This window comes from Mesorhizobium sp. M0676, assembly GCF_040320535.1.
Taxonomy (GTDB): Bacteria; Pseudomonadota; Alphaproteobacteria; order Rhizobiales; family Rhizobiaceae; genus Mesorhizobium.
In genome coordinates this window covers 173,747-196,539 of sequence record NZ_JAMYPU010000010.1, presented here as the reverse complement: position 1 = coordinate 196,539, position 22,793 = coordinate 173,747, and the positions used below count along the sequence as shown (strand labels likewise).

General features: G+C 64.4%; 31 protein-coding genes and 1 riboswitch. Of the genes, 19 read left to right on the top strand and 12 right to left on the bottom strand.

Features of this window, described 5'->3' with window-relative positions:
* The first annotated feature begins 129 nt into the window (after positions 1-129).
* From NKI35_RS13980 to NKI35_RS13970, 3 genes are all read left to right on the top strand, one after another.
* Complete coding sequence (locus NKI35_RS13980) at positions 130-711, top strand: dihydrofolate reductase family protein (RefSeq protein WP_023727785.1); 582 nt, start codon at positions 130-132, stop codon at positions 709-711.
* A 558-nt stretch (positions 712-1,269) separates the two neighbouring features.
* The gene (locus NKI35_RS13975) at positions 1,270-2,151 is read left to right on the top strand and encodes an EamA family transporter (protein WP_352520201.1); all 882 of its coding nucleotides are present in this window, start codon (positions 1,270-1,272) and stop codon (positions 2,149-2,151) included.
* Positions 2,152-2,296: 145 nt separating this feature from the next.
* On the top strand, positions 2,297-3,466 hold the full coding sequence (locus tag NKI35_RS13970; RefSeq protein WP_352520202.1) for a hypothetical protein: 1,170 nt from the start codon (positions 2,297-2,299) through the stop codon (positions 3,464-3,466).
* 192 nt (positions 3,467-3,658) lie between these two features.
* Here the strand turns inward: NKI35_RS13970 and NKI35_RS13965 are convergent, their stop codons facing one another.
* The 3 genes from NKI35_RS13965 to dinB form a co-directional block, all read right to left on the bottom strand.
* On the bottom strand, positions 3,659-3,757 hold the full coding sequence (locus tag NKI35_RS13965) for a hypothetical protein (protein ID WP_023684816.1): 99 nt from the start codon (positions 3,755-3,757) through the stop codon (positions 3,659-3,661).
* A gap of 58 nt (positions 3,758-3,815) precedes the next feature.
* Complete coding sequence (locus NKI35_RS13960) at positions 3,816-3,914, bottom strand: hypothetical protein (protein WP_023670351.1); 99 nt, start codon at positions 3,912-3,914, stop codon at positions 3,816-3,818.
* A gap of 285 nt (positions 3,915-4,199) precedes the next feature.
* Positions 4,200-5,441, bottom strand: a complete 1,242-nt coding sequence (gene dinB, locus NKI35_RS13955) for a DNA polymerase IV (RefSeq protein WP_352740420.1) — start codon at positions 5,439-5,441, stop codon at positions 4,200-4,202.
* Between the two features lie 233 nt (positions 5,442-5,674).
* On the opposite strand from dinB, the gene NKI35_RS13950 reads away from it, so the two are divergent.
* The 3 genes from NKI35_RS13950 to NKI35_RS13940 all read left to right on the top strand — a co-directional run bounded on the left by NKI35_RS13950 (position 5,675) and on the right by NKI35_RS13940 (position 6,959).
* Positions 5,675-5,911, top strand: coding sequence for a hypothetical protein (locus NKI35_RS13950; protein ID WP_023670353.1), 237 nt, complete (start codon positions 5,675-5,677; stop codon positions 5,909-5,911).
* A gap of 153 nt (positions 5,912-6,064) precedes the next feature.
* On the top strand, positions 6,065-6,472 hold the full coding sequence (locus NKI35_RS13945; protein ID WP_023684822.1) for a heme-copper oxidase family protein: 408 nt from the start codon (positions 6,065-6,067) through the stop codon (positions 6,470-6,472).
* A 265-nt stretch (positions 6,473-6,737) separates the two neighbouring features.
* Complete coding sequence (locus tag NKI35_RS13940; protein WP_023670355.1) at positions 6,738-6,959, top strand: hypothetical protein; 222 nt, start codon at positions 6,738-6,740, stop codon at positions 6,957-6,959.
* 393 nt (positions 6,960-7,352) lie between these two features.
* On the opposite strand, the gene NKI35_RS13935 is transcribed toward NKI35_RS13940, so the two are convergent.
* A complete protein-coding gene (locus NKI35_RS13935; RefSeq protein WP_023705173.1) occupies positions 7,353-7,682 on the bottom strand; it encodes a hypothetical protein in 330 nt (109 codons plus the stop codon).
* A gap of 160 nt (positions 7,683-7,842) precedes the next feature.
* On the opposite strand from NKI35_RS13935, the gene NKI35_RS13930 reads away from it, so the two are divergent.
* The 4 genes from NKI35_RS13930 to NKI35_RS13915 all read left to right on the top strand — a co-directional run bounded on the left by NKI35_RS13930 (position 7,843) and on the right by NKI35_RS13915 (position 9,459).
* Entirely contained in the window at positions 7,843-8,145 is a 303-nt protein-coding gene (locus tag NKI35_RS13930) for a hypothetical protein (RefSeq protein WP_023684824.1), read from the top strand.
* 339 nt (positions 8,146-8,484) lie between these two features.
* Entirely contained in the window at positions 8,485-8,814 is a 330-nt protein-coding gene (locus NKI35_RS13925; RefSeq protein ID WP_023670359.1) for a DUF1236 domain-containing protein, read from the top strand.
* A gap of 98 nt (positions 8,815-8,912) precedes the next feature.
* Positions 8,913-9,128 (top strand): hypothetical protein, encoded by a 216-nt coding sequence (locus NKI35_RS13920; RefSeq protein WP_023670360.1) that lies wholly within the window; start codon positions 8,913-8,915, stop codon positions 9,126-9,128.
* A 91-nt stretch (positions 9,129-9,219) separates the two neighbouring features.
* The gene (locus NKI35_RS13915) at positions 9,220-9,459 is read left to right on the top strand and encodes a DUF2934 domain-containing protein (protein WP_023684825.1); all 240 of its coding nucleotides are present in this window, start codon (positions 9,220-9,222) and stop codon (positions 9,457-9,459) included.
* 158 nt (positions 9,460-9,617) lie between these two features.
* Here NKI35_RS13915 and NKI35_RS13910 read toward each other — a convergent pair whose 3' ends face one another.
* Complete coding sequence (locus NKI35_RS13910) at positions 9,618-9,869, bottom strand: hypothetical protein (RefSeq protein ID WP_023684826.1); 252 nt, start codon at positions 9,867-9,869, stop codon at positions 9,618-9,620.
* A gap of 342 nt (positions 9,870-10,211) precedes the next feature.
* A riboswitch (TPP riboswitch) is annotated at positions 10,212-10,324 on the top strand.
* Here NKI35_RS13910 and NKI35_RS13905 point away from each other — a divergent pair.
* The 4 genes from NKI35_RS13905 (at position 10,315) to NKI35_RS13890 (ending at position 13,803) form a co-directional block, all read left to right on the top strand.
* Positions 10,315-10,923 (top strand): YkoF family thiamine/hydroxymethylpyrimidine-binding protein, encoded by a 609-nt coding sequence (locus NKI35_RS13905; RefSeq protein ID WP_023670364.1) that lies wholly within the window; start codon positions 10,315-10,317, stop codon positions 10,921-10,923. (Overlaps the previous riboswitch by 10 nt.)
* 255 nt (positions 10,924-11,178) lie before the next feature.
* Positions 11,179-12,066, top strand: a complete 888-nt coding sequence (locus NKI35_RS13900) for an ABC transporter permease (protein ID WP_502897142.1) — start codon at positions 11,179-11,181, stop codon at positions 12,064-12,066.
* Positions 12,017-12,799: an ABC transporter ATP-binding protein gene (locus NKI35_RS13895; protein ID WP_352673776.1), complete on the top strand. Its 783-nt coding sequence runs from the start codon at positions 12,017-12,019 to the stop codon at positions 12,797-12,799. Before NKI35_RS13900 ends, NKI35_RS13895 begins: the two co-directional genes overlap by 50 nt.
* Positions 12,796-13,803, top strand: a complete 1,008-nt coding sequence (locus NKI35_RS13890; protein ID WP_023693858.1) for an ABC transporter substrate-binding protein — start codon at positions 12,796-12,798, stop codon at positions 13,801-13,803. The genes NKI35_RS13895 and NKI35_RS13890 overlap by 4 nt, the downstream gene beginning before the upstream one ends.
* A 172-nt stretch (positions 13,804-13,975) precedes the next feature.
* Here NKI35_RS13890 and NKI35_RS13885 read toward each other — a convergent pair whose 3' ends face one another.
* Together NKI35_RS13885 and NKI35_RS13880 are read right to left on the bottom strand one after the other, a co-directional pair.
* A complete protein-coding gene (locus NKI35_RS13885; protein ID WP_023672482.1) occupies positions 13,976-14,638 on the bottom strand; it encodes a LexA family transcriptional regulator in 663 nt (220 codons plus the stop codon).
* A gap of 260 nt (positions 14,639-14,898) precedes the next feature.
* On the bottom strand, positions 14,899-15,099 hold the full coding sequence (locus tag NKI35_RS13880) for a hypothetical protein (RefSeq protein WP_023709399.1): 201 nt from the start codon (positions 15,097-15,099) through the stop codon (positions 14,899-14,901).
* Positions 15,100-15,179: 80 nt separating this feature from the next.
* On the opposite strand from NKI35_RS13880, the gene NKI35_RS13875 reads away from it, so the two are divergent.
* Both NKI35_RS13875 and NKI35_RS13870 read left to right on the top strand, forming a co-directional pair.
* Complete coding sequence (locus tag NKI35_RS13875) at positions 15,180-15,872, top strand: GcrA cell cycle regulator (protein WP_352740417.1); 693 nt, start codon at positions 15,180-15,182, stop codon at positions 15,870-15,872.
* Positions 15,873-16,144: 272 nt separating this feature from the next.
* The gene (locus NKI35_RS13870) at positions 16,145-16,744 is read left to right on the top strand and encodes a DUF6456 domain-containing protein (RefSeq protein WP_023730349.1); all 600 of its coding nucleotides are present in this window, start codon (positions 16,145-16,147) and stop codon (positions 16,742-16,744) included.
* Between the two features lie 65 nt (positions 16,745-16,809).
* Here the strand turns inward: NKI35_RS13870 and NKI35_RS13865 are convergent, their stop codons facing one another.
* Positions 16,810-17,118, bottom strand: a complete 309-nt coding sequence (locus NKI35_RS13865; RefSeq protein ID WP_023693854.1) for a hypothetical protein — start codon at positions 17,116-17,118, stop codon at positions 16,810-16,812.
* A 176-nt stretch (positions 17,119-17,294) separates the two neighbouring features.
* Here NKI35_RS13865 and NKI35_RS13860 point away from each other — a divergent pair, with 176 nt between their 5' ends.
* Complete coding sequence (locus NKI35_RS13860) at positions 17,295-18,206, top strand: NmrA family NAD(P)-binding protein (protein WP_352740415.1); 912 nt, start codon at positions 17,295-17,297, stop codon at positions 18,204-18,206.
* A gap of 60 nt (positions 18,207-18,266) precedes the next feature.
* Here the strand turns inward: NKI35_RS13860 and NKI35_RS13855 are convergent, their stop codons facing one another.
* Complete coding sequence (locus NKI35_RS13855; RefSeq protein WP_352740413.1) at positions 18,267-18,764, bottom strand: hypothetical protein; 498 nt, start codon at positions 18,762-18,764, stop codon at positions 18,267-18,269.
* Between the two features lie 86 nt (positions 18,765-18,850).
* Between NKI35_RS13855 and NKI35_RS13850 the strand changes: the two genes are divergently transcribed.
* Entirely contained in the window at positions 18,851-19,102 is a 252-nt protein-coding gene (locus NKI35_RS13850; RefSeq protein WP_352740411.1) for a LysR substrate-binding domain-containing protein, read from the top strand.
* Between the two features lie 93 nt (positions 19,103-19,195).
* Positions 19,196-19,696: a hypothetical protein gene (locus NKI35_RS13845; RefSeq protein ID WP_352740409.1), complete on the top strand. Its 501-nt coding sequence runs from the start codon at positions 19,196-19,198 to the stop codon at positions 19,694-19,696.
* Positions 19,697-19,837: 141 nt separating this feature from the next.
* Here NKI35_RS13845 and NKI35_RS13840 read toward each other — a convergent pair whose 3' ends face one another.
* The 3 genes from NKI35_RS13840 to NKI35_RS13830 are packed head-to-tail and all read right to left on the bottom strand — an operon-like array spanning position 19,838 to position 22,596.
* A complete protein-coding gene (locus NKI35_RS13840) occupies positions 19,838-20,728 on the bottom strand; it encodes a ribokinase (protein WP_352740407.1) in 891 nt (296 codons plus the stop codon).
* Positions 20,725-21,600 (bottom strand): MurR/RpiR family transcriptional regulator, encoded by an 876-nt coding sequence (locus tag NKI35_RS13835; RefSeq protein ID WP_023672510.1) that lies wholly within the window; start codon positions 21,598-21,600, stop codon positions 20,725-20,727. Before NKI35_RS13835 ends, NKI35_RS13840 begins: the two co-directional genes overlap by 4 nt.
* A 12-nt stretch (positions 21,601-21,612) precedes the next feature.
* Positions 21,613-22,596: a TIM barrel protein gene (locus NKI35_RS13830; RefSeq protein ID WP_352740405.1), complete on the bottom strand. Its 984-nt coding sequence runs from the start codon at positions 22,594-22,596 to the stop codon at positions 21,613-21,615.
* Between the last annotated feature and the right edge of the window lie 197 nt (positions 22,597-22,793).

Here is a 22,793-nt window from a genome sequence, read left to right as displayed (position 1 = left end):
ATCGATCCCTTGCGCCGGATGCCGGCGCAAGGGCCGGCGAAACACGCGCCTTCGCCAGACACCGCGGCGCGCCAGCGGAAATGAAACCAGGCAACGTGCTTGCATCCCGCAAGCCCGAAGGAGGAAGTCATGCGTAAATTGATCACCGGAATGAAGATCTCCATCGACGGCAAGATGGAAGGCCCCGAAGGCTTCGCCGACTGGGTCGACAACTGGTCGGAGGAATACGGCCTGATGCCTGAGATCGACGCCTGCCTGCTCGGCGGCGTCATGTATGCCGGTTATGAGCGCTACTGGAGCGCGATCCAACAGAACGAGCCGGACCAGCCATTGCCGATGACCGGCAGACTGGTCGACCCGGCCGAACTCGAATGGGCGCGCTTTGCCGCGAAAACCCCGCACTATGTGCTGTCGAACACCATGACGACGTCAGCCTGGGCCTCGACGCGCTTCCTGCGCCGCCTCGACGACGTCGCGGCGCTGAAGCGCGAGCCCGGCAAGGACATCTACCTCATGGGCGGCGCCCGCATCACCGCCAGCCTGATCGAGGCGGGGCTAGTGGATGAAATGCGGCTGATCGTCTATCCGCTGCTCGCCGGCGACGGCAAGGCGCTGTTCGGCACGGTGCACGCCCGGCACGGACTGGAGCTGCGCCAGGTCGGCCAGCTGTCGGATGGGCGGGTGAGCCTGGTGTATGGGCTGGCGAGCTAGCCTCTTTTCCTCTCCCTCCGGAGGGGGGAGAGGTGGCGCCGCGAAGCGGCGACGGAGTGGGGGAAGGCGCTCATGAAACCCACGGTCGCCGCAAAACAGGAGCGACGGAAGCGAGCGCGAAATGCCTGCAAGCAGGCAATCAGCGGACGTGATGAACGGTCGACCCCCACTCCGTCGACCTACGCTCGACACCTCTCCTCCGATCGACGGGGGAGAGGAAGGGCGCGAGCTTATGCGAGCTGGCATTTTCCTCTCCCTCCGGAGGGGGGAGAGGTGGCGCCGCGAAGCGGCGACGGAGTGGGGGAAGGCGCTCAGGAAACCCACGGTCGCCGCCTCCGGCAAGCAGGCAATCGGGCGGATGTGATGGACGGTCGACCCCCACTCCGTCGAGCTTCGCTCGACACCTCTCCCCGATCGACGGGGGAGAGGAAGGGTGTCGGCGTTCGCCTCCCACCCTTGCCCTATCAACAGCCCGCTCGTGCCACACGACAGCCAGGCCCTTTATCCCTATCTCCGGCCTGCGCTACGGCCGGCTGGTCGCGCGGGGAGGGACTGGAATTGACGTCGACGCCGATTGCCGCAGCTGAAGCGAAGGGCTTGCCGATCGGCGCGTTGCTTGGCGCCATGGTGTCGATCCAGATCGGCGCCACCTTCGCCAAGGGCCTGTTTCCGCTGATCGGCGCCAATGGCACCACGGCGCTGCGGCTGGCCGTGGGCGCGCTGATGCTGGCGGCGGTGCTGAGGCCGTGGCGGGTGCGGCCGTCGCGCGCCGTTCTGCCCTGGCTCATCGCCTATGGCGTCAACCTCGCGGCGCTGAACCTGCTGTTTTACGCAGCGCTCGCCAGAATCCCGCTCGGCGTCGCGGTGGCGCTCGAATTCTCCGGCCCGCTGCTCGTGGCGACGCTGTCGTCGCGGCGCGCCACCGACTTCGTCTGGGTGGTGCTGGCCGTTGCCGGCATATTGCTGTTGTCGCCCTTCATCCACTCCGGCAGTGCACTCGACCCGATCGGCGTGATGCTGGCGCTGGCCGCCGGCTGCTGCTGGGCGCTCTACATCGTCTTTGCGCAAAAGGCGGGCGCCGAGCTTGGCAGCCAGACCACGGCTTACGGCCTGGTCATTGCCGCTGCTGTCGCCCTGCCGTTCGGCCTAGCCGAGGCGGGTACCGGCCTGATCGCACCCGCGATCCTGGTCAGCGCGCTGCTGGTCGGGCTGTTCTCCAGCGCCTTGCCGTTCTGGCTGGAGATGGTGGCGCTGACCCGGATGCCGGCCAGGCTCTACGGCACGCTGACTTGTCTGGAGCCGGCGCTGGGCGCGCTGGCCGGCTTCCTGTTCCTGCACGAGACCCTGAGCCCGCTGCAATGCGCGGGCATCGCCGCCGTGGTCGTCGCCGCCTTCGGCGCGGCGCTGACGACGAAGCCGCCGGTACCGTCGCCGGAATAGTTGCCTGAAATGGATATGTGACGCCGATGCCGTGGTCCGCCGGTCCCGTGTCCGGTTGCTCAAGCGCCTGCAGCATCGATATATGGATCGATGTATGCGCAGGAGATCCAGATGAGCAGGGCCGACAGCATTGCTTGAGCCGTCCGTGATCAAGGCAATACTCCTTGTCGGGCTCGCCGCTGTCGTTGCGGCTTTGGCCTGGCGGCTGGCGCGGTCGCGTCGCAGAGCCCGGCTTCGTGAAGATCCGGCCAACGACTACGCCGTGCGCCGCGACTGGTCGGGCAACCACGGTAAGCTCAATCATTCGTCCTTTGTCTATTTCGATGCCGATCGCGACGGCCGCTACGGGCTCGGCGACCGCCCGATGGCCGGCATCATGGTCAGACTGCATGATGGCGACGGCCGCTTCGTCGCCGCGGCGCGGAGCAACCGCGGCGGCTTTGCCAATTTCCTGGCGTCGGCGAAACGTCGGGCCGCGCCCATCCATGTGCCGGGCAGCTACCGCTTCACCGTGTCGGTTCCGCCCGGCTGGCGCTCCAGCAGCGCCAACGAGGTCCAGTCGCAGCACCTCCGGCCGCTGCCGGGCTCGCCCACCGGGCTGGTCTCGGAAGCAATGCTGCAGCCGGTCGGCCTGTTTGCGATACGCCGGCTCAGCGGCCGCGGAGCGGACGGTGTCTCGGCGAGCATCTCGGTGATGGCGAAAGGGCAAGAGGTGGCGGTGCATCCGCTCAGCGATGGCTTCCGCCTCGATCTGCCCGATGACGCCGACGCGATCGAAATCACCGGCGGTGGCATGGAACGACGACTGGCCTTGTCGGCCTACCCGACCGAGCTCGGCCTGCTGTCGCCCGAGAACGCGGCTGTCGACAGCGCCGCGTCCTTGCAGGCCATCGGTTTCGACGATGTCACGACGCGCGGCCTGCGCAAGGTGCCGTCCGGTTATGCCGGGTTGACCTGGTTCAACCTGAACGCACTGGCGCGCGATCATACCGAAGGCAGCGAAGGCTACGTCAACGGCAATATCTCGGGAGACCATGTCTGCTATACGAGCAGCGGACACCCGGCCGAATTCTCGAGCGACAAACCGTTCGGGTTCCATTCCGTGATGCTGACAGCGGCATGGTTGAAGTCCGAAGGCGAAACCGCACTGGTCGAGAGCTGGCTTGGCGACCGGCTGATCGCCAGCGACACGATCGTCCTGTCGGCACTGGCGCCCGTCCACTACGCGCCGATGCTGGCGGCGGTGACGCGCGTGCGCCTCTCCACGAGCCACTATTGGCAGCTCGTGCTCGACGATCTGGTGGTTGTGCGCTGAAGCGTGTCGCGATTAATCGGGGTGAAAGGGTTTATCGCGGATTGGAAGCACCGTTCGCGGTGACCTGCGAGAGCTTGCCTTTTTTGACCAGCACCGGTTTCAGATAGGTTTTCTTCATTTTCCACTCTCCACGTCGGGCACCCAAAGCCCTGTTCCCGGCCAGACGGCACAAGGCGTCCGGATGATCGGCTGCTAGACTGCGACCGGCCCGGAGCCGTTACCATTGTCGGCTGTAACCTGCGAGAGCTTGCCCTTCTTGACCAGCACCGGCTTCGAATAGGTCTTCTTCATGCCGCATCTCCAGTGTCAGGCGAGGCCGCCAGATCAGGCGACAGCCGACTCAACGACTTCACTCGATCGGGCCGGAACCCGCTCCATTGGCGAGCGCCGTAACCTGCGAAAGCTTGCCTTTTTTGACCAGAACAGGCTTCGAATAGGTTTTCTTCATAGTGAATCCTCCAAGCTTACGCGATAATGCCAGACGGATCGGCACTGTCAACCTTCGCGGCCTCGCTGTCCCATCCCGGTTTTTCTTGGCGCCGATGCGCTAACTGCAAGTCCACCTTCATCGACAAAGCGTTGTTCTTGGGCGTGCATGGCGTGGCCGGGTTGCGGTGCGAAAAATGTCCGAAACTGCGGCGGGTCTGGCCTGGTTGGTCGGCCTGCTCAAACAGAGCGGCAATGCAGCGCGGAGGGGTCCAGCCTAAACATTGGCCTTGCCGTCGCGCCGCACTCACAGTTCCTTCTCCGCCAGTTCGCGGAAGGCATCGGGAACCGAGCGCCGGGCTTCCAGCGCCACGGCGCCATAGCCGACAGCCTCTCTGCCAAAGCGCTGGCGGATCTTGTCGATGGCGCTATCGGCGCCAAAGCGCGCCAGGCCTTGCCTGCTGCCGGGCCGCTGCTTTTCATCGGCAAGCCCGAGCGGCAGCTCCAACTGTAGCTCGACACTTTCTTCCAGCTGCGACACCGAGATCGCCAGCAACGAGATGGTCTTCTCCCGAGGGTTGGCGGCCAGCACGCCGCGCACCAGCTCCCCGGCGATTTCGGCCAGCATCGCGGTTGCCGAAATCGGCTGCTCGAGCGTCAGCGAGCGTGTGACAGCGTGCAGATCGGCGAAACGCACGCGCACCGTCACCGTGCGCCCGGGCCGTGATTTCGCCCTGAGCCGGCTGGCGACCCGGTCTGCCAGATGCAGCAGGACGGGTCCGAAGATACGCGCCTCGGCCGGCCGTCTGCCAAGCGCCGACTGCGCGCCGGCGGAATGCGACCGCCTGTGGGTTTCGAGCTTTCGCGGGTCGCGGTTCCATGCCAGCCACGACAGCTTTTCGCCGGCGGCGGGCCCGAGCAATCTTCGCAGCGCCCCACCATGCGTCTTTGCCAACTGGCCGATGGTCTCGATGCCGATCTCGGCCAGCCGCGCTCTGGTCGCCGGGCCGACGCCCCACATCAGCCCGACCGGCAGATCATGCAGGAAGGCAAGTTCGGTGTCCGGATCGACCACCACCAGCCCGTCGGGCTTGGCCACCTGCGAGGCGATCTTGGCCAGATGCTTGGTGCGCGCCACGCCGATCGAGATCGGCAGGCCGAGCTCTGCCCGGACGCGCCGACGCACCGTGGCGGCGATCTCGGCCGGCGGCCCGAACAGATGCGTGCAGCCGGCGACGTCGGCAAAGGCTTCATCGATGGAAATCCGCTCGACCAGCGGCGTGAAATCGTCGAGCACCTTGATGGCGGCGTCGCCCAGCCGCTGATAGTCGGCGAAATGGCCGCCGACGAAGATCAGTCCGGGGCAAAGCTCGCGCGCGCGTTGTCCGGGCATGCCGCCGCGCACGCCGAAAACCCTGGCTTCGTAGGAAGCGGCAAGCACGACGCCGCCGCCGACGGCGATCGGCTTGCCCCTGAGCGCCGGGTCGAGCAGCTGCTCGACCGAGGCATAGAAGGCGTCGAGATCCGCATGCAGGATGGTGGGCTCCATCCCGACCGTTCCCTTTGCGGCGTTGCAGCATTAGCCGCGTCTGTTGTGAGAGGCGTTTTTGCCGAACAAATAGAGAACAAACAGGGCCTATTGTCAAGCGAAGCGGTTGTCGCCGGCCGGCCCGTTCCAGGTCGGGCTGTCGAGTGCTCCGCCTGGGCATCGGACCTGCGGAACATTGTCTCTCGCCTCGGCGTTCATATCCGCGACGGGACGCTGTTTTTGTGGAGGCCGGTATGGGCCAGTTCGAGATGATCGACCTCGTCAGCGTCATTGACGCCTGCACGAGCGATCGCGTTGCCGGGCACTGCGTGTCAATGGCCAGGGCGGTGGAGGAGTTGCGAGTGCTGACCGGTGATTTCGTATCGCCGGACGAGACGGTGGCCAACGCGCTGTCGGCAGTGGCGCTGGGGCGCGGCTGCGCGGTGGTGTTCGACGAGCGAGCGGGCGCCGACATCTTGCTGACGCCGTAGCGCGGCGGCGCCGGGTTGTGGCAGCCAGAAAAGTCGAACAGCGTGCAAAAAGCTGTGCAGGCATGGCCCATAAGCGCGGCGTGGAAAAGTTCTGCGCGTGGGTGTATTCTCCAGGTCGCAAGCGGTCGCAGACCGCATAGGGGGAGAAATGACATGCCGAGGGTTTCAGAACTCTTTTTCAAAACTGCCATCTTGTTCCTGATGTTGGGGATTGCGGCCGGCCTGCAGATGGCGATCTCGGGTGACCACGCCGCTTTTCCGGCGCACGCGCATATCAATCTGCTCGGTTGGGTGACGAGCGCCATCTTCGGCGGCTACTACGCGCTCAATCCGCAAAAGGCGGCGCGTCGCATCGCCATGATCCACTACGGGCTCTACACACTCGGCCTGGTGATCATGCTGCCGGCGCTGTATGTGATGCTGCAGGGAAACCCGGCGCTTGAACCGATCGTCGCCGGCGGCTCGCTCATCGTCGCCGCTGCCGTTCTGGTTTTTGCTTTCGTGGTGTTTTCGCCCGAAACGGCGCGCTCGGTGTCCGGCGTGGTGCCGGCTTCTCGCTGACTGTTCGCGCAGCGATCAAGTCCGACCCGCGTTCGCGACCCGCCACGCGGGTTGGCCAGGCCGATGGCCGCAGCCGCTGGCTGCGGGGTGTCTATCGCCGCGTCGGCGCTCAACATACCCGAGTCCCACCACGTATTATTTCGTGACTATTTGGCGCCGGAACCTTCCCAGATATCGCGCGTTGCGGCGACTGTATTCGCGCTGCCTTATATATAGGCAGACTTGAGTACGTCCACAGCATGGGTTGGGGGAGGAGCAGGCCACCATGTCGAACAGAGAAATCGGAACGTCGGCCTCACTGGGCCGACGCATCGCCGATCTGAAAGCCAGGATGCGAGACGCCAGCGTTACTGAACACGAGATGCAGACCTTCCAGAAGGTCGCGGCCATCATGGGGGGTGTCGAAGGCTCCCTACGCCTCGACGCCGACGACCTGATCGCGGCGTCCTTCGTCACCGAGGCGCTCGGCGATCCCGGGTCGAACTGAAGGTCAGAGCCCGTCGGCACTCAAGTGCCGGCGGGCGATGGCCCGGTTCGCAGCGTTGCGATGCTGGAGCGTGTCTGCACCGCCCGCGGCGGGGATTTCTTGCGCACTTTGAAGATTTCAGGCGAGCGGCCTCGACGGCGCTTGAAATATTGGGCTTCGCGTTCGTGCTTCTCGGCTGCTTCTCGGCTGTCGAAGGTGCCGAGATTGTCGCCGTCCAGCCCTTGACCACAAGGGCTAAGCCAAACCGCCAAGGCGCCTTAAACGAAGGATCCGGCCAGCCGGATCCTTCGAAATATCGCGATGCTCCGGCATCGCCTTCAGCTCATCCTTGGTCCAACTGGTGACGGCGTGGACGTCCCGGGAAACCTCTCGAAAGTATCCGCGGTCGCTGCCTTACACGTCGTCGAACGGGCCGCCGCGCCTCGCCAGATCGTGACCAATGGCGGCTTCCTCGGCGTCGTCGGGCAAGGCATCGTCACTGTCCTGGTAGGGGTTGTCGTCATCCTCCTCGGGCAATTCGCCTTCCTTCTCGACACCGGTGGTGTCCGGCAGGCTTTCCTCATCTGCTCCGTCGGGCAGGACCGTTGCGCCACGCAGCGCATCCCAATCCTGCCGGCGCGGCGTCGGCGCTTCCACCTCGTCATTGGCGATCCTGTCGCGGGCATCGTTTTTGCTCGGTGGCGCCTCGACCTCGTCATTGGGTTTTCTGTTTCGTTCTTCCATGATTGCCTCCTCCGGGCGGCTTTGCGTCGAGAAGGTGGAACTCACTTCCGGCTGTCAGGTTCCGGCAACCACTCCATCTCCGTGGAACCAATTGCCGCCAGTCTGCTTTGCCAAGGACTAGTCTGCTTTGCCAAGGAGATGAATCCAGAGGAGCTGGACCATGAAGACTTTCCCCCTCATCCCATGCGTGCTGCTCTTGGCGCTGGCCGACCCGGCGGCTGCGCAGGACAATGGCGACCAGCACGGCCCTGCCGCGCCTTGCCAGGCGCAGCCTCAGGACGATGGTCAGAAGCCGCCGGTCGCCAATGGCGGCGGCGAATCGACCAGCACGCTCGGTCCCTGCGGCGGCGTGCTGCAGCCGCCGCCCAGTGGTGACCAGGGTATGACGCAGCCGCCGCCGGACCAGGGCAAGACGCCGGTGATCAAGCCTGGCGAGGTGCCTGCGCAGCCGCCGAAGCAATGACCTTTGCTTGAAACTTCACGGCGTGGCACGAAGGCGGTCGGTTCCCGTCTTGGCCGGGCGACGCGGTCACCGGATCAATGCCGGCGCCGGCCGCAATCGCCCGGAATTGGAGCCGTGCATCATCCATGTCGAAGGTCTCCTGAGGGATTGTGCTTCAATGCGAATCTTGCGGGTGCGGGTTCTGCTGGCATGACCGGGAAGCCGATCAATTTAGTCTCCGCTTGCGGAACAAGACCGTACCGGCTGCGTTTGCCTCCAGGAGCCCGCCACCTCGATCTGCGCTGTTTTCGCCTCATGCGGGAACACGGCGGAGCTCGCCAACAACGACAGGAGACGAAGATGAAAACCATCCTTATTCCCGCCGTCGCCGGGCTCGCCATGATCGCTGGTATCGGCATTGCCGCCGCCGACGAGGTCATCGTCACGCAGCCGGCACAGCAGCAGGTGATCATCACCCCGGAACAGCGCACGGTCGTGCACCAGTACGTAAAGAAACATCCGCTTGCCTCGGTCAATCTGCTCGGCGTCGAATTGAATGTCGGCACTGCCTTGCCTGATACTGTCGAGCTGCAGGAGGTTCCCGACGTTCAGTACAGATACGCCGTCGTCGACAACCATACCGTGTTGGTCGACCCCAGCACGCGCAGGATTGTCGAGGTGGTCGAGTAACGCTCGACAACCTAACCATTCATCGGTGATACGGCCCTGTCGTTCTTCCTAAAAGGGCGGCAGGGCCGAATGATGAACATGATGAAAGGAGAATTGCCATGTTGCCGCATGTCGAGACCCCGAACTCCGCCAATGTTGCGGCGTGTTGCGACAAGTTGCTGGCCGAGCGCAACACGGCGCTGTTATCGATGAAGGAAGCGATCGCGCTCCTGCGGGAGCGCACCGGCACCGATCGTTCGGATGCCGACCTCGCGGGGCTGATCGTCAAGAAAGCGGCGCTGCTCGGCGTTGCGGTGATTTCCGACCCGCGCTGAGATGTCTCGTCACTCAAGACGCCGGCCGAATTTTCGGCTAATGTTTCGTGGAATCTGGACCAACCGACCGGACCCAACCACGGAGGCTTAAGTGACGGACGACAAACAGGACCGCATTCGCCAGCGCGCGCACGAGATCTGGGAAAAGGCCGGCCGGCCTGAAGGCGCGCATCAGGAACACTGGGAGCAGGCCACGGCTGAAGTCGACGGCGCGGTCGCCAAGCCCAAAAAGGCGGCGAAGAAAGCTGACGCCAAGCCCGCCAAGGCAGCCGCCAAGCCAAAGGCAGCGAAGCCTGCCGCCGCAAAGTCCGGCAAAGCCAAATCGAAATAAGGCCAAGTCGAAATAAGTCAGTCGAAATAAAGCAAGGCCGGAATTCGCTGGCCGGGCCATCCTTGGCGCCCGCCGTTCAGGCGCGCCCGAGCCTCTCAACCTGACGAATTGCGCCTGCGACGGGCAGCGCAATTCCTTGTGTTTGGCGACAGGCGCCCTCATGCCTCCCAGGCATAACTCGACAGCGCAAAGCGAATGCCGGCAGCTGTCATGGCCAGTTCGCATTCGGTGATCTGGCGCAGGTGGCGCAGATAGCGCGTCACGGTCTGTGGCAGCCAGCCGGCGCAGGCCTCTACATAGGCGCGGCTGTGAACAAGGGTGCCGGTCGACAGCCTCTCGTCCTTCTCGGCAACGACTTTCAGATATTGGCGGATGAAGCGGATGTCGTCGGCGATGTCCTGGCTGGCCATTCGCCAGGCCCCGGCGAGGCGTTGGCACTGATCGAATGACAAGGGCAACAAAGGGGGCGGCAATAAAGGCGGCGGCAACGACGGAGATGACGGCAAAGGACGAGAGAGATCGGCGAAGGCAACATGGTTCGCTGTGCTCAAGGACATTCCTCTCTGCGAAAAGAGATATCGTACTTTATGTACGAATGAGCGTCAAGCCAATTTCGTACAGTTGGGACGATAACGCAACGAACTGACGAGTCGTCTGTTAACGCCCGGGCGCCCGGCACGTCTGGCCCAAAACACTTTCCCGCAGTGCCTCAACAAACGGCTTCCCCAATGCCGCGAACAATGCTTTAACCCGCCCATCCACAGGGGTGCTCCGTATCGTCGGGGCTGAGATGAGGGCGGCAAGCCTTCGGACCCTAAAGCTGATCTGGATAATACCAGCGGAGCGAGGCGGGCGATGTTTTCAGGCGCACAGATTTCCCTTTATCCCATGACCGACGATTTCGTCGGCGTCATCCTCGGCGCGCTCGGCGCGCTCGATCCCTGGCGCGACCGGCTGCGGATCGAAACCGATGACATCTCGACCCTTATGGTCGGGCCGCCCGAGGTGCTGTTTCCCGCCATGCGCGACCTGTTCGTCGCGGCGGCCAAAAGCGGCAAGCACTGCGTGCTTTCGGCGGCGGTCTCGCGCGGCTGTCCGGGCGAGCCCGACGATCCGATCTGCCGCTCCGACGAGACCGGCGGCCCCGCCATTCCGCTGGACGAGCGCAAGATCGCCGCGATCCGCGCTGTCCAGGCCACGCCGTCGACCGGCCAGCCGGTGGCGGCGCAGTTCTCGCTCTACGTTATGGGCACGGGCGACCATATGGACGAGATCTACGGCTGCATCGATTTCCTGAAACAGTCCGGCGTCTTTGAGCGCTCAAAGAACTTCTGCACCAAATTGCGTGGCGATGCCGGTGCGGTGTTTGCCACGCTCAACGAGGCCTTCTGCCGCTTCGGCCCCGGCGCCGGCCACGTCACCCTCGACATCACGATCTCGGCGAACAGCCCGAGCGCCGTCTGAGCCGCGGCTCAAGCGTCGTTCCTTGAGGATATTGCCGTGGCTGGTTTATCTGACCCATTGCGTGGAGGAGATGCCTCTGACCCCTCAGCACAAAGAGGAGGGGAGCCATTGGCGATTGGCGAAGACCGCGATGCCCACGAATCTCCCCCCTCGAGCAGGAGATGGCCGGCAGGCCAGAGGGGGTCCCAGCGCGTGGAGCGCCGACGTCCTTTTCGCATCGGCAAGGCGTGGGCGCTCCATGCGAGACGACCCCCTCTGTCGCCTTCGGCGACATCTCCCCCTCGAGGGGGGAGATTAGCCGCCGGCATCGCCAAGACCATCCCCGCCGCCTTCGCTTTCGCCCTGCTCCTCGCAGCCTGGGAGCTCTACGCCCGCTACGGCGGTGTCGCCCCCACCGTGCTGCCGGCGCCGTCGCGCGTGCTGCAGCAGGCCTGGGAGCATCGCGCCGCCCTGGCCGACAACACGCTGCCCACCATCCGCGCCACATCAGCCGGCTTCGCCTGCTCGTTGGTCGCTGCCTTCGTGTTTTCGGCGCTGGTCGATTTCTTGGCCCCGCTGCGCCGCGCGCTGTTTCCGCTGCTGATCGTCAGCCAGACCTTGCCGCTGGTCGCGATCGCGCCGCTCATCGTGCTGTGGTTCGGCTTCGGGCTGATGCCAAAAATCCTGCTTGTGGCGCTCGTCACCTTCTTCCCGATGATGGTCGCGCTGGTCGAAGGTTTTGCTGCGACCAGCAAGGAGATTTCGCAGATGCTCGCCGCCATGGGGGCAGGGCGCTGGCGTATCTTCTGGCTGGCGCGCCTGCCTTCGGCGCTGCCCTATTTCTTCGCTGGGCTGCGCATCTCCATCACCTACGCCGTGGTCGGCGCTATCTTCGCCGAATATGCGGGGGCGGCGAAGGGGCTGGGCATCTACATGCTCAATGCCAAGAACAACTTTCGGCCCGATCTGGTGCTCGCCGCAGTCGCCGTCAGCGCCGCGCTCACGCTTGTCTTGTTCGCCATTGCGGTGCTCGTCCAGCGTCTCGCCATGCCTTGGGAAAATGCGGGGAGCGAGACCGCGACGTCAAGGTTGAAGCTGCAGAAGAGAACCGTCAATGACGCGGCTCGAACTCCGGGACATCAGGAAGAACTTCGGCGCGCTTGAGGTGCTCGCCGGAATTTCGCTTCATGTCGCGGCCGGCGAGTTCGTTTCCATCCTCGGCCCTTCCGGCGCCGGCAAGTCGACGCTGTTCCAGCTGCTGACCGGCGCGCTGAAAGGTGAGGGCGACATGCGCTTCGACGGCGCGCCAATGCAGGGCAACCCCTTCGCCTTCATGCCGCAGCGCGACTCGCTGATGCCGTGGCGGCGCGTCATCGACAATGTGACGCTGGGGCTGGAAGTGCAGGGTCTTGGCCGCAAGGCGGCGCGCGAACGCGTCGCGCCGTTGTTTGCCGAGTTCGGCCTTGCCGGCTTCGAGCGCGCCTGGCCGGCGGAGCTTTCCGGCGGCATGCGCCAGCGCGCCGCCCTTTTGCGCACCGTGGTGCAGCAGCGCGACATGCTGCTGCTCGACGAGCCCTTTGGCGCGCTGGATGCACTGACCCGCGCGGGTATGCAGCGCTGGCTGGAAGGCATGTGGCAGCGCCAACGCTGGACGGCGCTGCTGATCACCCATGACGTGCGCGAAGCCGTCTACCTCTCCGATCGCATCTATCTGATGTCGGCGCGGCCGGCCCGCATCATCGGCGAGATTGCCGTGCCGCTGCCGCGCCCGCGCACCACCGGCAGCGATGCCGCGCGCCAGGCCGCCGCGCTCGAAGCCGACATCCTCGACACGCTGCTCAATCCCGGGACTGACCGGCCCTCGTTCCCGCAGACCGCTCAAAGGAGTTTTTCATGACCGAATTCACACGCCGGCAGGCTTTGCTGCTGACGCTGGCTGCCGGACTGCCGCTTGCCTCTCGCGCTCATGCGGCTACGCAAAAAATCACCGTCGCGCTCGACTGGACGGTCAACACCAACCATGTCGGCCTGTTCGTTGCCCGCGACAAAGGGTTCTACCACGAGGCCGGGCTCGATGTTGAGATCCTGCCCTATGGCGATACTGGCGCCGGCACGCTGGTCGCCAACCGCATCGCCGATTTCGGCATTGCCGGCGTCGGCCTGTTCACCCAGCGGGCTGCCGGCGCCGATCTCAAGGCGGTCTACGCCGTGGTCCAGCAGGAGACCGGCCGGTTGGTCTTCAACGCGGATCGCGGCGAGATCAAGAGTCCCAGGAATCTCGACGGTCTGACCTATGGCGGCTTCGGCAGCGCCTGGGAAAACACGCTGATCTCGACCATCATCCGCCACGATGGCGGCAAGGGCGTTTTCGAGACGGTGACATTAGGCACCTCGGCCTATGAGGCGCTGGCCAACGGCTCGGTCGACTTCACGCTGGAGGTCTCGACCTGGGAAGGCGTCGCTGCCGAGTTGAAAGGCGTCAGGCAGCGCGGCTTCCGCTACGCCGACTACGGCGTGCCCGACGAGCACACCACCTTGATCGCCTCCAGCAATGCATATCTCCAGGCAAACCCGAAGGCCGCATCGGCCTTCGTCGAGGCAACGCGGCGCGGCTACCAATTTGCCTGCGATCACCCGCAGGAAGCCGGCGATCTGCTGATCGCTTCCAACAGGGATGCGCTGACCGACCCGGCGCTGATCCACGCTTCGCTGAAAATGCTGGTCGACGGACACTTCTTGCGCAGCCAGGACGGCGTCATCGGCACCATCGCCAGGGCCAAGATCGAGGCGATCGGAACCTACCTCTTCAGGGCCGGCATATTGCTCGATGGCGATGGCAAGGTTCTGAAGGAGAAGCCGGATTTCGGGGGGTATTTTACGAACGAGTTTTTGGGCGCGTAATCTCCCCCCTCGAGGGGGAGATGTCGCCGAAGGCGACAGAGGGGGTCGGTACGTCCTGACGCGACTTCCTATCGCGGACAGAGGACGTCAGCGCCTTACGCGCGGCGACCCCCTCTGGCCTGCCGGCCATCTCCCCTTCGAGGGGGGAGATTGCGCCTCACCGCCTTCTCCCTCACATATCGATCATCGAGCGCTTCACCCGGCCGATGATGGTGATGGCGCCTTCCAGCGCCGGCGGCGGGATGTCCATGTAGGAGGCCGGCTGGAAGGGCGGGTTCTCGTTGGGGCGGTAACGCTTGTAGGTGGCCTGGCCGGATTCGTCCGAAATGACGTAGCAGCCATTGGTCACCAGCCGCTTGTCCCTGAGGTTGACGAAGATGATCGAATCCGGTGGCGAGATCTTGTTCATCGACGGGCCGTCGACGCGCAGAGCAATCCATTGGCCCTGCTCCAGATCGGTGGTGGGGATGGTCGGATAGTCGCTGAGATTGACCACCATGTCCTGGCTGCCGAGTTCGCCGGCGCTGATCCATGAGACGATGGGCACATCGACGGTGGCCAGCGACGGCATCGGGATCTGCCGGCCCGACTCGTCAAAGCCGAAATGGCCCCCCGCAAGGCTGCCGCCGTCGCCGTTGAACAAGAGCCAGCCGGGATCGACGCCGAACAGGCGGCCGTATTTCTCCGCCGCCTTGCGCGACAGCGGCCGGTTGCCGTTCTCGTGACTGATCAGCGTGTTCTTGTTGATGTCGCGCAATGCCCGCGCGGCGTCGCTCGGCGAGGCATAGCCCGCCTCCGCCCGCGCCTGCTGCAATCTGTGCCTCGGTTCCTGCATCGTACAAATTGCCTGAAATTTATCGTCCAATATGTACGATTTCGCTTGCGTACGTTTCGTACATATCGTACGCTTAGCGCATGATCGAACAAATCGCAAGCGTTTCCGCAGACATCCTCAGCTTTCTCCCATCGTCCGGGCTGTCCTCCTCCCCGGTCCGGACGCAAACCGGGGCTTCTGCCCCGGATCCGGTCGAACCGTCGTCCCCCCGATCGACCGGAACGGCCGGAGCCGCTCCTCTCCCGGCTCCGGCCACCTCTTCAGCCCATGGCGCCGCCGGTGCGCCAAGGGCTGTCTCCGGCGGGCAGGGTATTTCCTGCATCCGCACGGAAGATGGCACCGTCATCCTGTTCGACCGGCTGACGGGCAGGGCGGTTTCCGCCCTCACCAAAGCGGCCGCCGAAGCCGCCTTGCGGCATCTCGCCGGCTCGCTGCCGGCCGCCAGTATCGGCTGACCGCACCGACCATCCGCTCTGATTTTTTCCCGTGGGCCCTCGGGGCCGGCGCTCGGCCTTTGCGCGCGCAATCAATGGATACCGACATGACTGCCTATACCGACACCGAATTGCAGGAGATCGCCGTCTGGCTGAGGGATGGCCTGTCGGCCACAGGGATCGCCGTCCGCTTCACGGCGCTGCGCGGCAGTCCGGTCTCGCGCAATGCCATCATCGGCATCGTCCACCGCAACAGCGCGTTGAAGACCATCGGCTTCGCCAACCCCAGAGGCGGCAGGTCCGGCGGTCGACCGAGGAAGAATGCGACGGGGAAGACTGCGGCAAACGAGAATACCGCCAAGAGGAATCCGCCGGCGCAGCCAAGCAAGCTCGTAAGGGAAGTAGGAGTTTCGAAGCAGGCCGCGCCGGTTAAACCGGCCGCCAAACCGACCCGTCAGCCATCGGCCAGGCCTCTGTTGCCAGCCCGTCCGGCGCCCTCGATCCCGGGCGAAGGACGGCTGGTGGTGGACGGCGAAATCTACCGCTTCAATGTGCCGGCGCCGCGCCCTGCCTCGCTCGGGCGTCAGCCGCATGTCGCCGCCATGCGCTTCATCGACTGCCTGTTCGACCGCTGCCGCGCGCCGCTCGATCTAACGCTTGAGGAAGACCCCGACAACGATGCTCCCGGCAGCCGGCCGGGGCTCGAGATGCTGTGCTGCGGCCTGCGCACAAGGGCGCTGAAAAGCTACTGCGAATACCACCAGGCGCGTTTCCACCGGCCGGTGAGCGAGGTGGTGTGAGCGGCTGGGCTCCGTTCCTCGCCTCCGGACGACCCCACCAATGATCGAAAGCCGGTGGGACAGCGCCCCCTCTGTCCTGCCGGACATCTCCCCCACGCGGGGGGAGATTGGCAGCTCGCCCGCACTGCCTTTCCAACGGCGGTGGTGATTGGCGAAAGCCGACGCGACATCCGATCTCCCCCCTCGTGGGGGAGATGCCCGGTAGGGCAGAGGGGGGCGCGAAGGAACGCCAACCTTCCGGCTCAACAACCCAATCCCACAAGGATCCCCCGATGAGCAAAAAAACCGCGCAGAAAGCCAAACCGCCGAAATTGCCTGCGGGCGAAGCCGAGCAGGTGCGCATCCGCCGCGAGATCGGCCATGATTTCGCGCTGAAGGACGATCGCTTCGGCCGCAAGCGGTTGAGCGTCGGCACCGAAGAGGCGCGGCGCGTCTACGAGGTCTCCAATGACGGCTACACCGCGACCGGCGGCATCGTGCGGGTGCGCAATGTCGATCCGCTGGTCGGCATCACCTCGCTGACCCGCCAGCAGCGTGAGGCCGGACAGCGGTTTCGCGACGATTTCGAGCGTGCCTCGCGTGACGGGCTGCGGCCGATGCCGTGGGAAGAGCGCATTGACGGCGGCCGCATCAATGGCGGCATCCCCGACCGCGTGCTCAACGCCGGCCGCGCCCACACCCATGCCATCGCCGCCATGGCCCACTGGGAAGTGGCGGAGGTGGTTCGCAAAATCTGCCTCGAAGGCCAGTCGGTGAAGGCGCTCGCCGAACGCACCGGCGAGGGACGAGATGTGGTGGTGAAGCTGTTGAAGGTCGGGCTCGACCTTTTGGCCGTGGGTTACGGGATGATGCTGATGCGGAAGCCGCGATAAGGCCGGCAGCCGCGCAGGAAGCGCCGGCCGGCAGATGCCGGCCGAACCGGTTTCACCCTATCGGATCACCGTTCGCAAACGCGAATTTCCTCGACGATCCTGTGATGATGGCGCCAATGCTTGACCAACTCTATGCGGCAATGGCGATGGTGCCTGTGATACCTGTGGTACCTGAAGCCGTTATCGTAGGCATCATACTGGTAGTAGGGGCGAGGAGCGTAGCGATCGTAATAGTCGCCATAGCTGTCATTGTAGTCATCGTCATAGTAGCCGTTGCCGATGCCGATCACGACGCGCCCGCCGGCATTCGCCGGGGCGATCATCGCCGCCGCCGCAGTGATAGCGATAGCCGAAGCAAGCAGGAGCTTTCTCATAGCTGCCTCCTATTCAAGGTTGCGCTAATATAACTCGCTGGGCACGACCCCGTTCCATAATTTTGCAAGATGCGAACGATCCCTGCGCCGTGCATTGCGAGGAAAGCCGGCGTCACCTCCTGTCAGCATCATCCCCCGATTTTTGAACCCTTCGCCGCCCCAGCCATTAATCCGGCATGAATCAGCAAGGGAAGGACGAGACCATGCATGTCATTCTTGGAGGTACCGGCCATGTCGGCTCGGCGGCGGCAATGGCGCTGTTGCGGCAGGGCGAGGATGTCACGGTGGTGACGCGCGACGAGGCGAAGGCCGCATGGTTGGTTGAACAGGGCGCGGAGGCCGCGGTTGCCGATGTGCTCGATGTCGAGGGGCTGCGTGAAGTCTTGCGGCGCGGCAAGCGGGCGTTTCTGCTCAACCCGCCGGCCGATCCATCGACCGACACCGACGCCGAGGAGCGCAAGACGGTTTCCGCCATTGCGGCGGCGCTGGATGGCTCCGGCCTCGAAAAAGTGGTGGCGGAATCGACCTATGGCGCGCAAGCCGGCGAGGGTGTCGGCGATCTCACCGTCCTTTACGGCCTCGAGCAAAAGCTGAAGGCGAAGGCCATTCCGGCAAGCATCAACCGCGCCGCCTATTACATGAGCAACTGGGATCAGGCCCTGGAGACGGCACGGCGCGAGGGCGTCATCACCTCCTTCTTCCCGGCGGATTTCGAGCTGCCGATGGTGGCGCCGCAGGATCTCGGCGAGGCTGCGGCGAGGCGTCTTCTGGAACCGGTCGACAAGACCGGCACGCACTATGTCGAGGGTCCTCGGCGCTACTCCGCCGCCGATGTCGCCGCAGCCTTCAGTGTGGCGTTGCGCAAAAACGTGCGCGTGGTCACGGTGCCGCGGGAGCGCTGGACAGAAACCTGCGAAAAACTCGGCTTCTCCAAAGCGGCGGCCAAGTCCTATGCCCGCATGACCGGGGCCACGCTGGACAAGCCGATGCAGCCGGAAAACCCGGAGCGCGGCACGACCAGCCTGGAAAGCTATATTGCCGCGCTCGTCGAGGGCCGGCCGGAAGACCTGTTGAAGGGTGCCGCGTAAAGTGAAGGGTTGCTGTTGAGAAACAGGCGCTTCGACGACCTACGTGGTGGCCCGCTATTCCTATTGCCTGACCGTTCGGCAGTTGCCGGCCGGCGGCGTGGTCTTGCAGATATCGATGGAGGTGCGCGTGTCGCCGTGACCGGTTTCGGTTATCAGATTCAGGTCCAAAAGTTCGTATGTCACGAGGTATCGTATGCTGTCGTCGGGTGTTTTTTGCATGGCCGATACGATCCACGAACCTGCTTTCATCTCGGTGAAATAGCTGTCGACCTTGCGTTCATACCATTTGGGTATCGGAACGAGGACGATGGTCTTCTTGCCGTGGATTTTCTTGGCGGTCGGCAGCATGATCCGGTGAATGCCGACAAAGGCGCGGCTGTCTGCCAGGCGCCGTACGCCGCCCGCAAGAACCATCGTACAAGCTGACGAACAGACTGCGCCGACGGGGTTGGCGACGCCGAAGCGGAGGTCGCCCGGCCCGCAGGCTTTTGTGTCTGGCGCGCATTCGGAGAACTCCGTCTTGCCAACCATCGTGTCGAGCCCGCTGGCGCGGATCATATGGCCAAGCGCCATCGCCGCATCGGTCTCGCCGCTCGGGGAATTCAACGCCAAAGGCAATTTGCGGGGGCCGAGTTTTTGCCGAAGTGCTGGTCGAAGCCGCGGTGCAGGGCCTCGGCCTGATGATGAGCACCGACTGGCTGGTCGGACGCGAACTCGCCGACGGACGGCTGGTGCCGGTGCTGGCGGACTGGACGCTGGCCGACGAAGGCGCGGTCTATGTCGTCATGCCCTCGGCCAGGGGACAAGCCGCCAAGACACGCGCCTTCGCCGACTGGATCGGTAAGCGCTTCGCGCCGGAGCCGCCCTGGACGTCGAGGCCGGTCTCAAAGGCTTGATCAATGGGGCGCGCCGGGGGCTAAGACGGCATGCCGCTGTCACCAGGCCCTTTGTCCTGTATGATCTCGTTGAATGTAGCTTGGGAGGGGATCATGCAAAGTGCATTGGCGAAGTTCATCATGGCAAGTTCCGTTCTGGCCGCGCTGCAAGCCGCGCAGCCGGCTTTTGCCGCGTCCTGCAACTGGAGCGCCAAGATGGAAGAAGACGAAGGCGGCAGCGTGCTGACGGCTTCGGTGTGCGGCGGACCGAAGGCCGATGCGCAATTGATGCTCGTCTGTTTCGACAAGCCGGTGCTGAGCTACGATCTGGGTGCGGCCGGCCAGCAGCTGGAGCCCGGCATCATCGCTTCCTTCACGTTCAAGGGCGGTGACAAGAGCGTGACCAAAAAGCTCGCCCTCGAGGCCATGTATAATTACTTCACGGCTGAGCTGAGCAAAGACGATCCACTGCTCGGCCTGTTGCGCGGCAAGGGCGACGTCACGGTTACGGCCGACAAATATGGCGAGAACAGCTTTCCGCTGACGGGCTCGAGCGCTGCGATCGGTAAGGTGCTGGCGCAGTGCGGCAAAGGTTCGGCCGGCGAAGCGGACTGAAGCTCCCTACTTTCGACCACGCAGCTTGGTCCCGCGCCTCCGTCAGGGCAAAGCCAAGCAGGTTCTCGCCGCGCCCGGTTTGCCGTTTCGCTCATCGACGGGGGCACGAGTTTTGGAGGCGGCAATATGCGGCCTGAGTTTTCAACGCGAGCTGCGCTCTCCCTCCGGTGTCGCCACCAGCAAGGCGGCGGCGGCATTGGCCGTGGCGATCGCCGCTTCCATCGGATGGCCACGCGCAAGGCCTGCCGCGAAGGCGCCGACGAATTCGTCGCCGGCGCCATGGGTGCTGACGACTTTTACCGGAATGGCGCCCAGCGCGAAGGCCGCGCCCGTCCGGTCGCAATAGGCGACGCCTTCGCCGCCGGCGGTGACGATCGCCGAGGGGTAGGTATCGCTCAGCCGCCGCGCGGCTTCGGTTGCGCCGACGAGCGTATCGACGACCGGAACGCCGGCCAAAAATTCCGCTTCGATGGCGTTGACGATGACGATGTCTATCAGCGCGGTCAATTCGGCCGACAGTGTTCGCGCCGGTGCGGCGTTGAGCACGACGCGGCCGCCGGATGCCTTCACCGCGCGCGCGGCAGCGATGTTTGCGGCGTCGGGCACTTCGTTTTGCAGCAACAGCACTGCCGTCTGTACCACCACCTCCCTTGCTGCCACGACGTCATCATCGTCCAGCGTGAGATTGCTGCCGGAGACGATCACCGCACCATAGTCGCCATCGCTGTCGAAGATCGCCACGCTCATGCCGGAGCCTGCGCCTGCCGCCACGCGCACGAAGCGGCGATCGACGCCGGCGCGATCTAGATTGGCCAGCAGCGCCGTGCCGAAATCGTCGTCGCCGACGGCGCCGATCATCGCCGCGCGCACGCCGGCGCGTGCCGCCGAGACCGCCTGGTTGCCGCCCTTGCCGCCGCATTTCGGCTGCCAGGCACGGCCGGTCACCGTCTCGCCCTTACGCGGACGGTCGGGCGCGTCCACCATGATGTCGTAATGCAGGCTGCCGAAGACGGTGACCAGCGGAACCGTCATGTGCCGCGGTCTTTTCGTTTCGAGGTGACCGCCGACATGGTGCGGCCGAGATTGCGCTCCGCCGCCTGATAGTCGCGCTGCGCCACCGCCACGAACAAAGCGTCGAGGATGTTGAGCTGGGCGATGCGCGCCGCCGCGTTCTCGCCCATCAGCGGCGATCCCTGCGCCGTCGAGCACAGCACGATGTCGGCAATCTGCGCCAGCGGCGAGTTGTCGTAGTTGGTGATGGCCAGCGTGCGGGCGCCGCTCTTGCGGGCAAGATGGATGGCATCGATGACGGCCGACGTATTGCCGGAATGCGAGAAGCCGACGGCGATGTCGTCGGCGCCGAGCAGCGAGGCCGACATCAGCATCATGTGCGAGTCGTCATAGACAGACGCGCGGATGCCGATGCGCAGGAATTTGTGCGAGACGTCGCGGGCGATCTGGGCGGAGCCGCCGACACCATAAAAATCGCGGTTCCTGGCGCGGTAGAGCAGATCGGCGGCACGGTCGAAATCGTCCATGTCGAGGATCGCGAGCGTCTCCTCCAGCGCCTGGATCGAGGTGCGGAACACTTTCTGCACGATCTCGGCCGAGCTGTCGTCGACCGACAGTTCCTGGTGCATCTCGGCGGTCGGCAGGCGGCTGTATTCATAGACGGCGGTGCGAAAGTCGCGGTAGCCGGAGAAGCCGAGTTTCTTGGCGATCTTGACCACCATCGCCTCCGACACGCCGGCCTCCTCGGCGATCTGCTTGAGCGGAATGGTCTCGTCGAAACCGCGCCGGCCGAAGACGGTTTCCACCACCTTGGCCTCAAGCGGGGTGAGATGCGGCATCATCATGCGGATGCGCGGCCCCACGGCTTTCAGATCGAGATTGCTCAACGTCATCCACGTCCCTCGTCACGACCCAAGCATGGCTTCCTGGACGATGGCCTGCGACGTCACGGCGTCCTGGCTGTCCATGGCGGCGGACAGGCGGTTATCCTTCTCCAGCCGGTCGACAACGCGCAGCAGGCGCTTGACGGTGGCGATGTTGACTTCGCATTCGCGCACCGGATCGAGCCCGGTCATGTCGGGGAAGGTGTCGAAGTAGATGGCGCCGGCGTAGCCGTCGCGACGGATCTGGCGCAGCAGTTCGATGGTCTGCAGCGTGTGCACCGCGCCGACCATCAGGCCGTCGTCGCGCTTGGCATAGCCATCGTTGAGATGGACGCCGAGCAGCTTGCTGTGGCGAGCGATCAGCGCCGCGGCGAAGGCCGGCTGTTCGTCGGCATAGAGCACATGGGCAAAATCGAGCGTGACGCCGAGATTGGGTAGGCCGACATCGCGGATCGCCAGCAAGGTGGTCGCGGCATCCGGCATCAGCGAGTAGGAGCGCGGTTCGTTAGGCTTGTACTCCAGGCTGATCTGGCAGCCGGGATCATGCGCGGCAACTTCACGAATCCCCTCGATTTCGTGCTGCCAGAGCGTCGCATAGTCAGTTTGAAATGCGTAATCGAAACCATCCTGGCCGAGCCACAGCGTCATCAAACTGGCGCCCGCCGCGCGCACCGCATCGATACCGGCCTTGGTCAGGTCGATGGCTTCGCGGCGTACCGCCGGGTCCGGATTGGTGAAGGCGCCGAGCTTGAAGGCCGGATTGGAGTAGTAACGCATGGCAAAGCCATTGATGGAAAGCCCGAAATCGCCGAGCTTTCGGGCGATTTCAGCCGGCTTTTCACTGACATGGTCGGGGAAATTAAGATCAAGGTCGGTCAGCCCGTCGACCTTGGCCGCGCGGGCTGCCATCTGCAGCATGGACGGCTTGCCGGTAAGATCAGGCCATTCGGCTTGCGGCCGCGAGGCGAAGGAATTCAGGCGGGTGGCGAAGCGACTGTTTGTCATGATGGACCTTTCAGTGATTTACTTCATATAAATACGAATATTTGTAAAGTTCTCATTTGCGAGGCGGTTTGTAGCGCGCAACATCCTGCTTGGCGGAGATCTTCGGCTGCGCCTCTGCATCCATGCCGGGAGTTTCGAGTCCCGCAACGGTGCGGATGCTGGTGCAAGCCCTTGCGCCCTGCCTGCCGATTGACCAA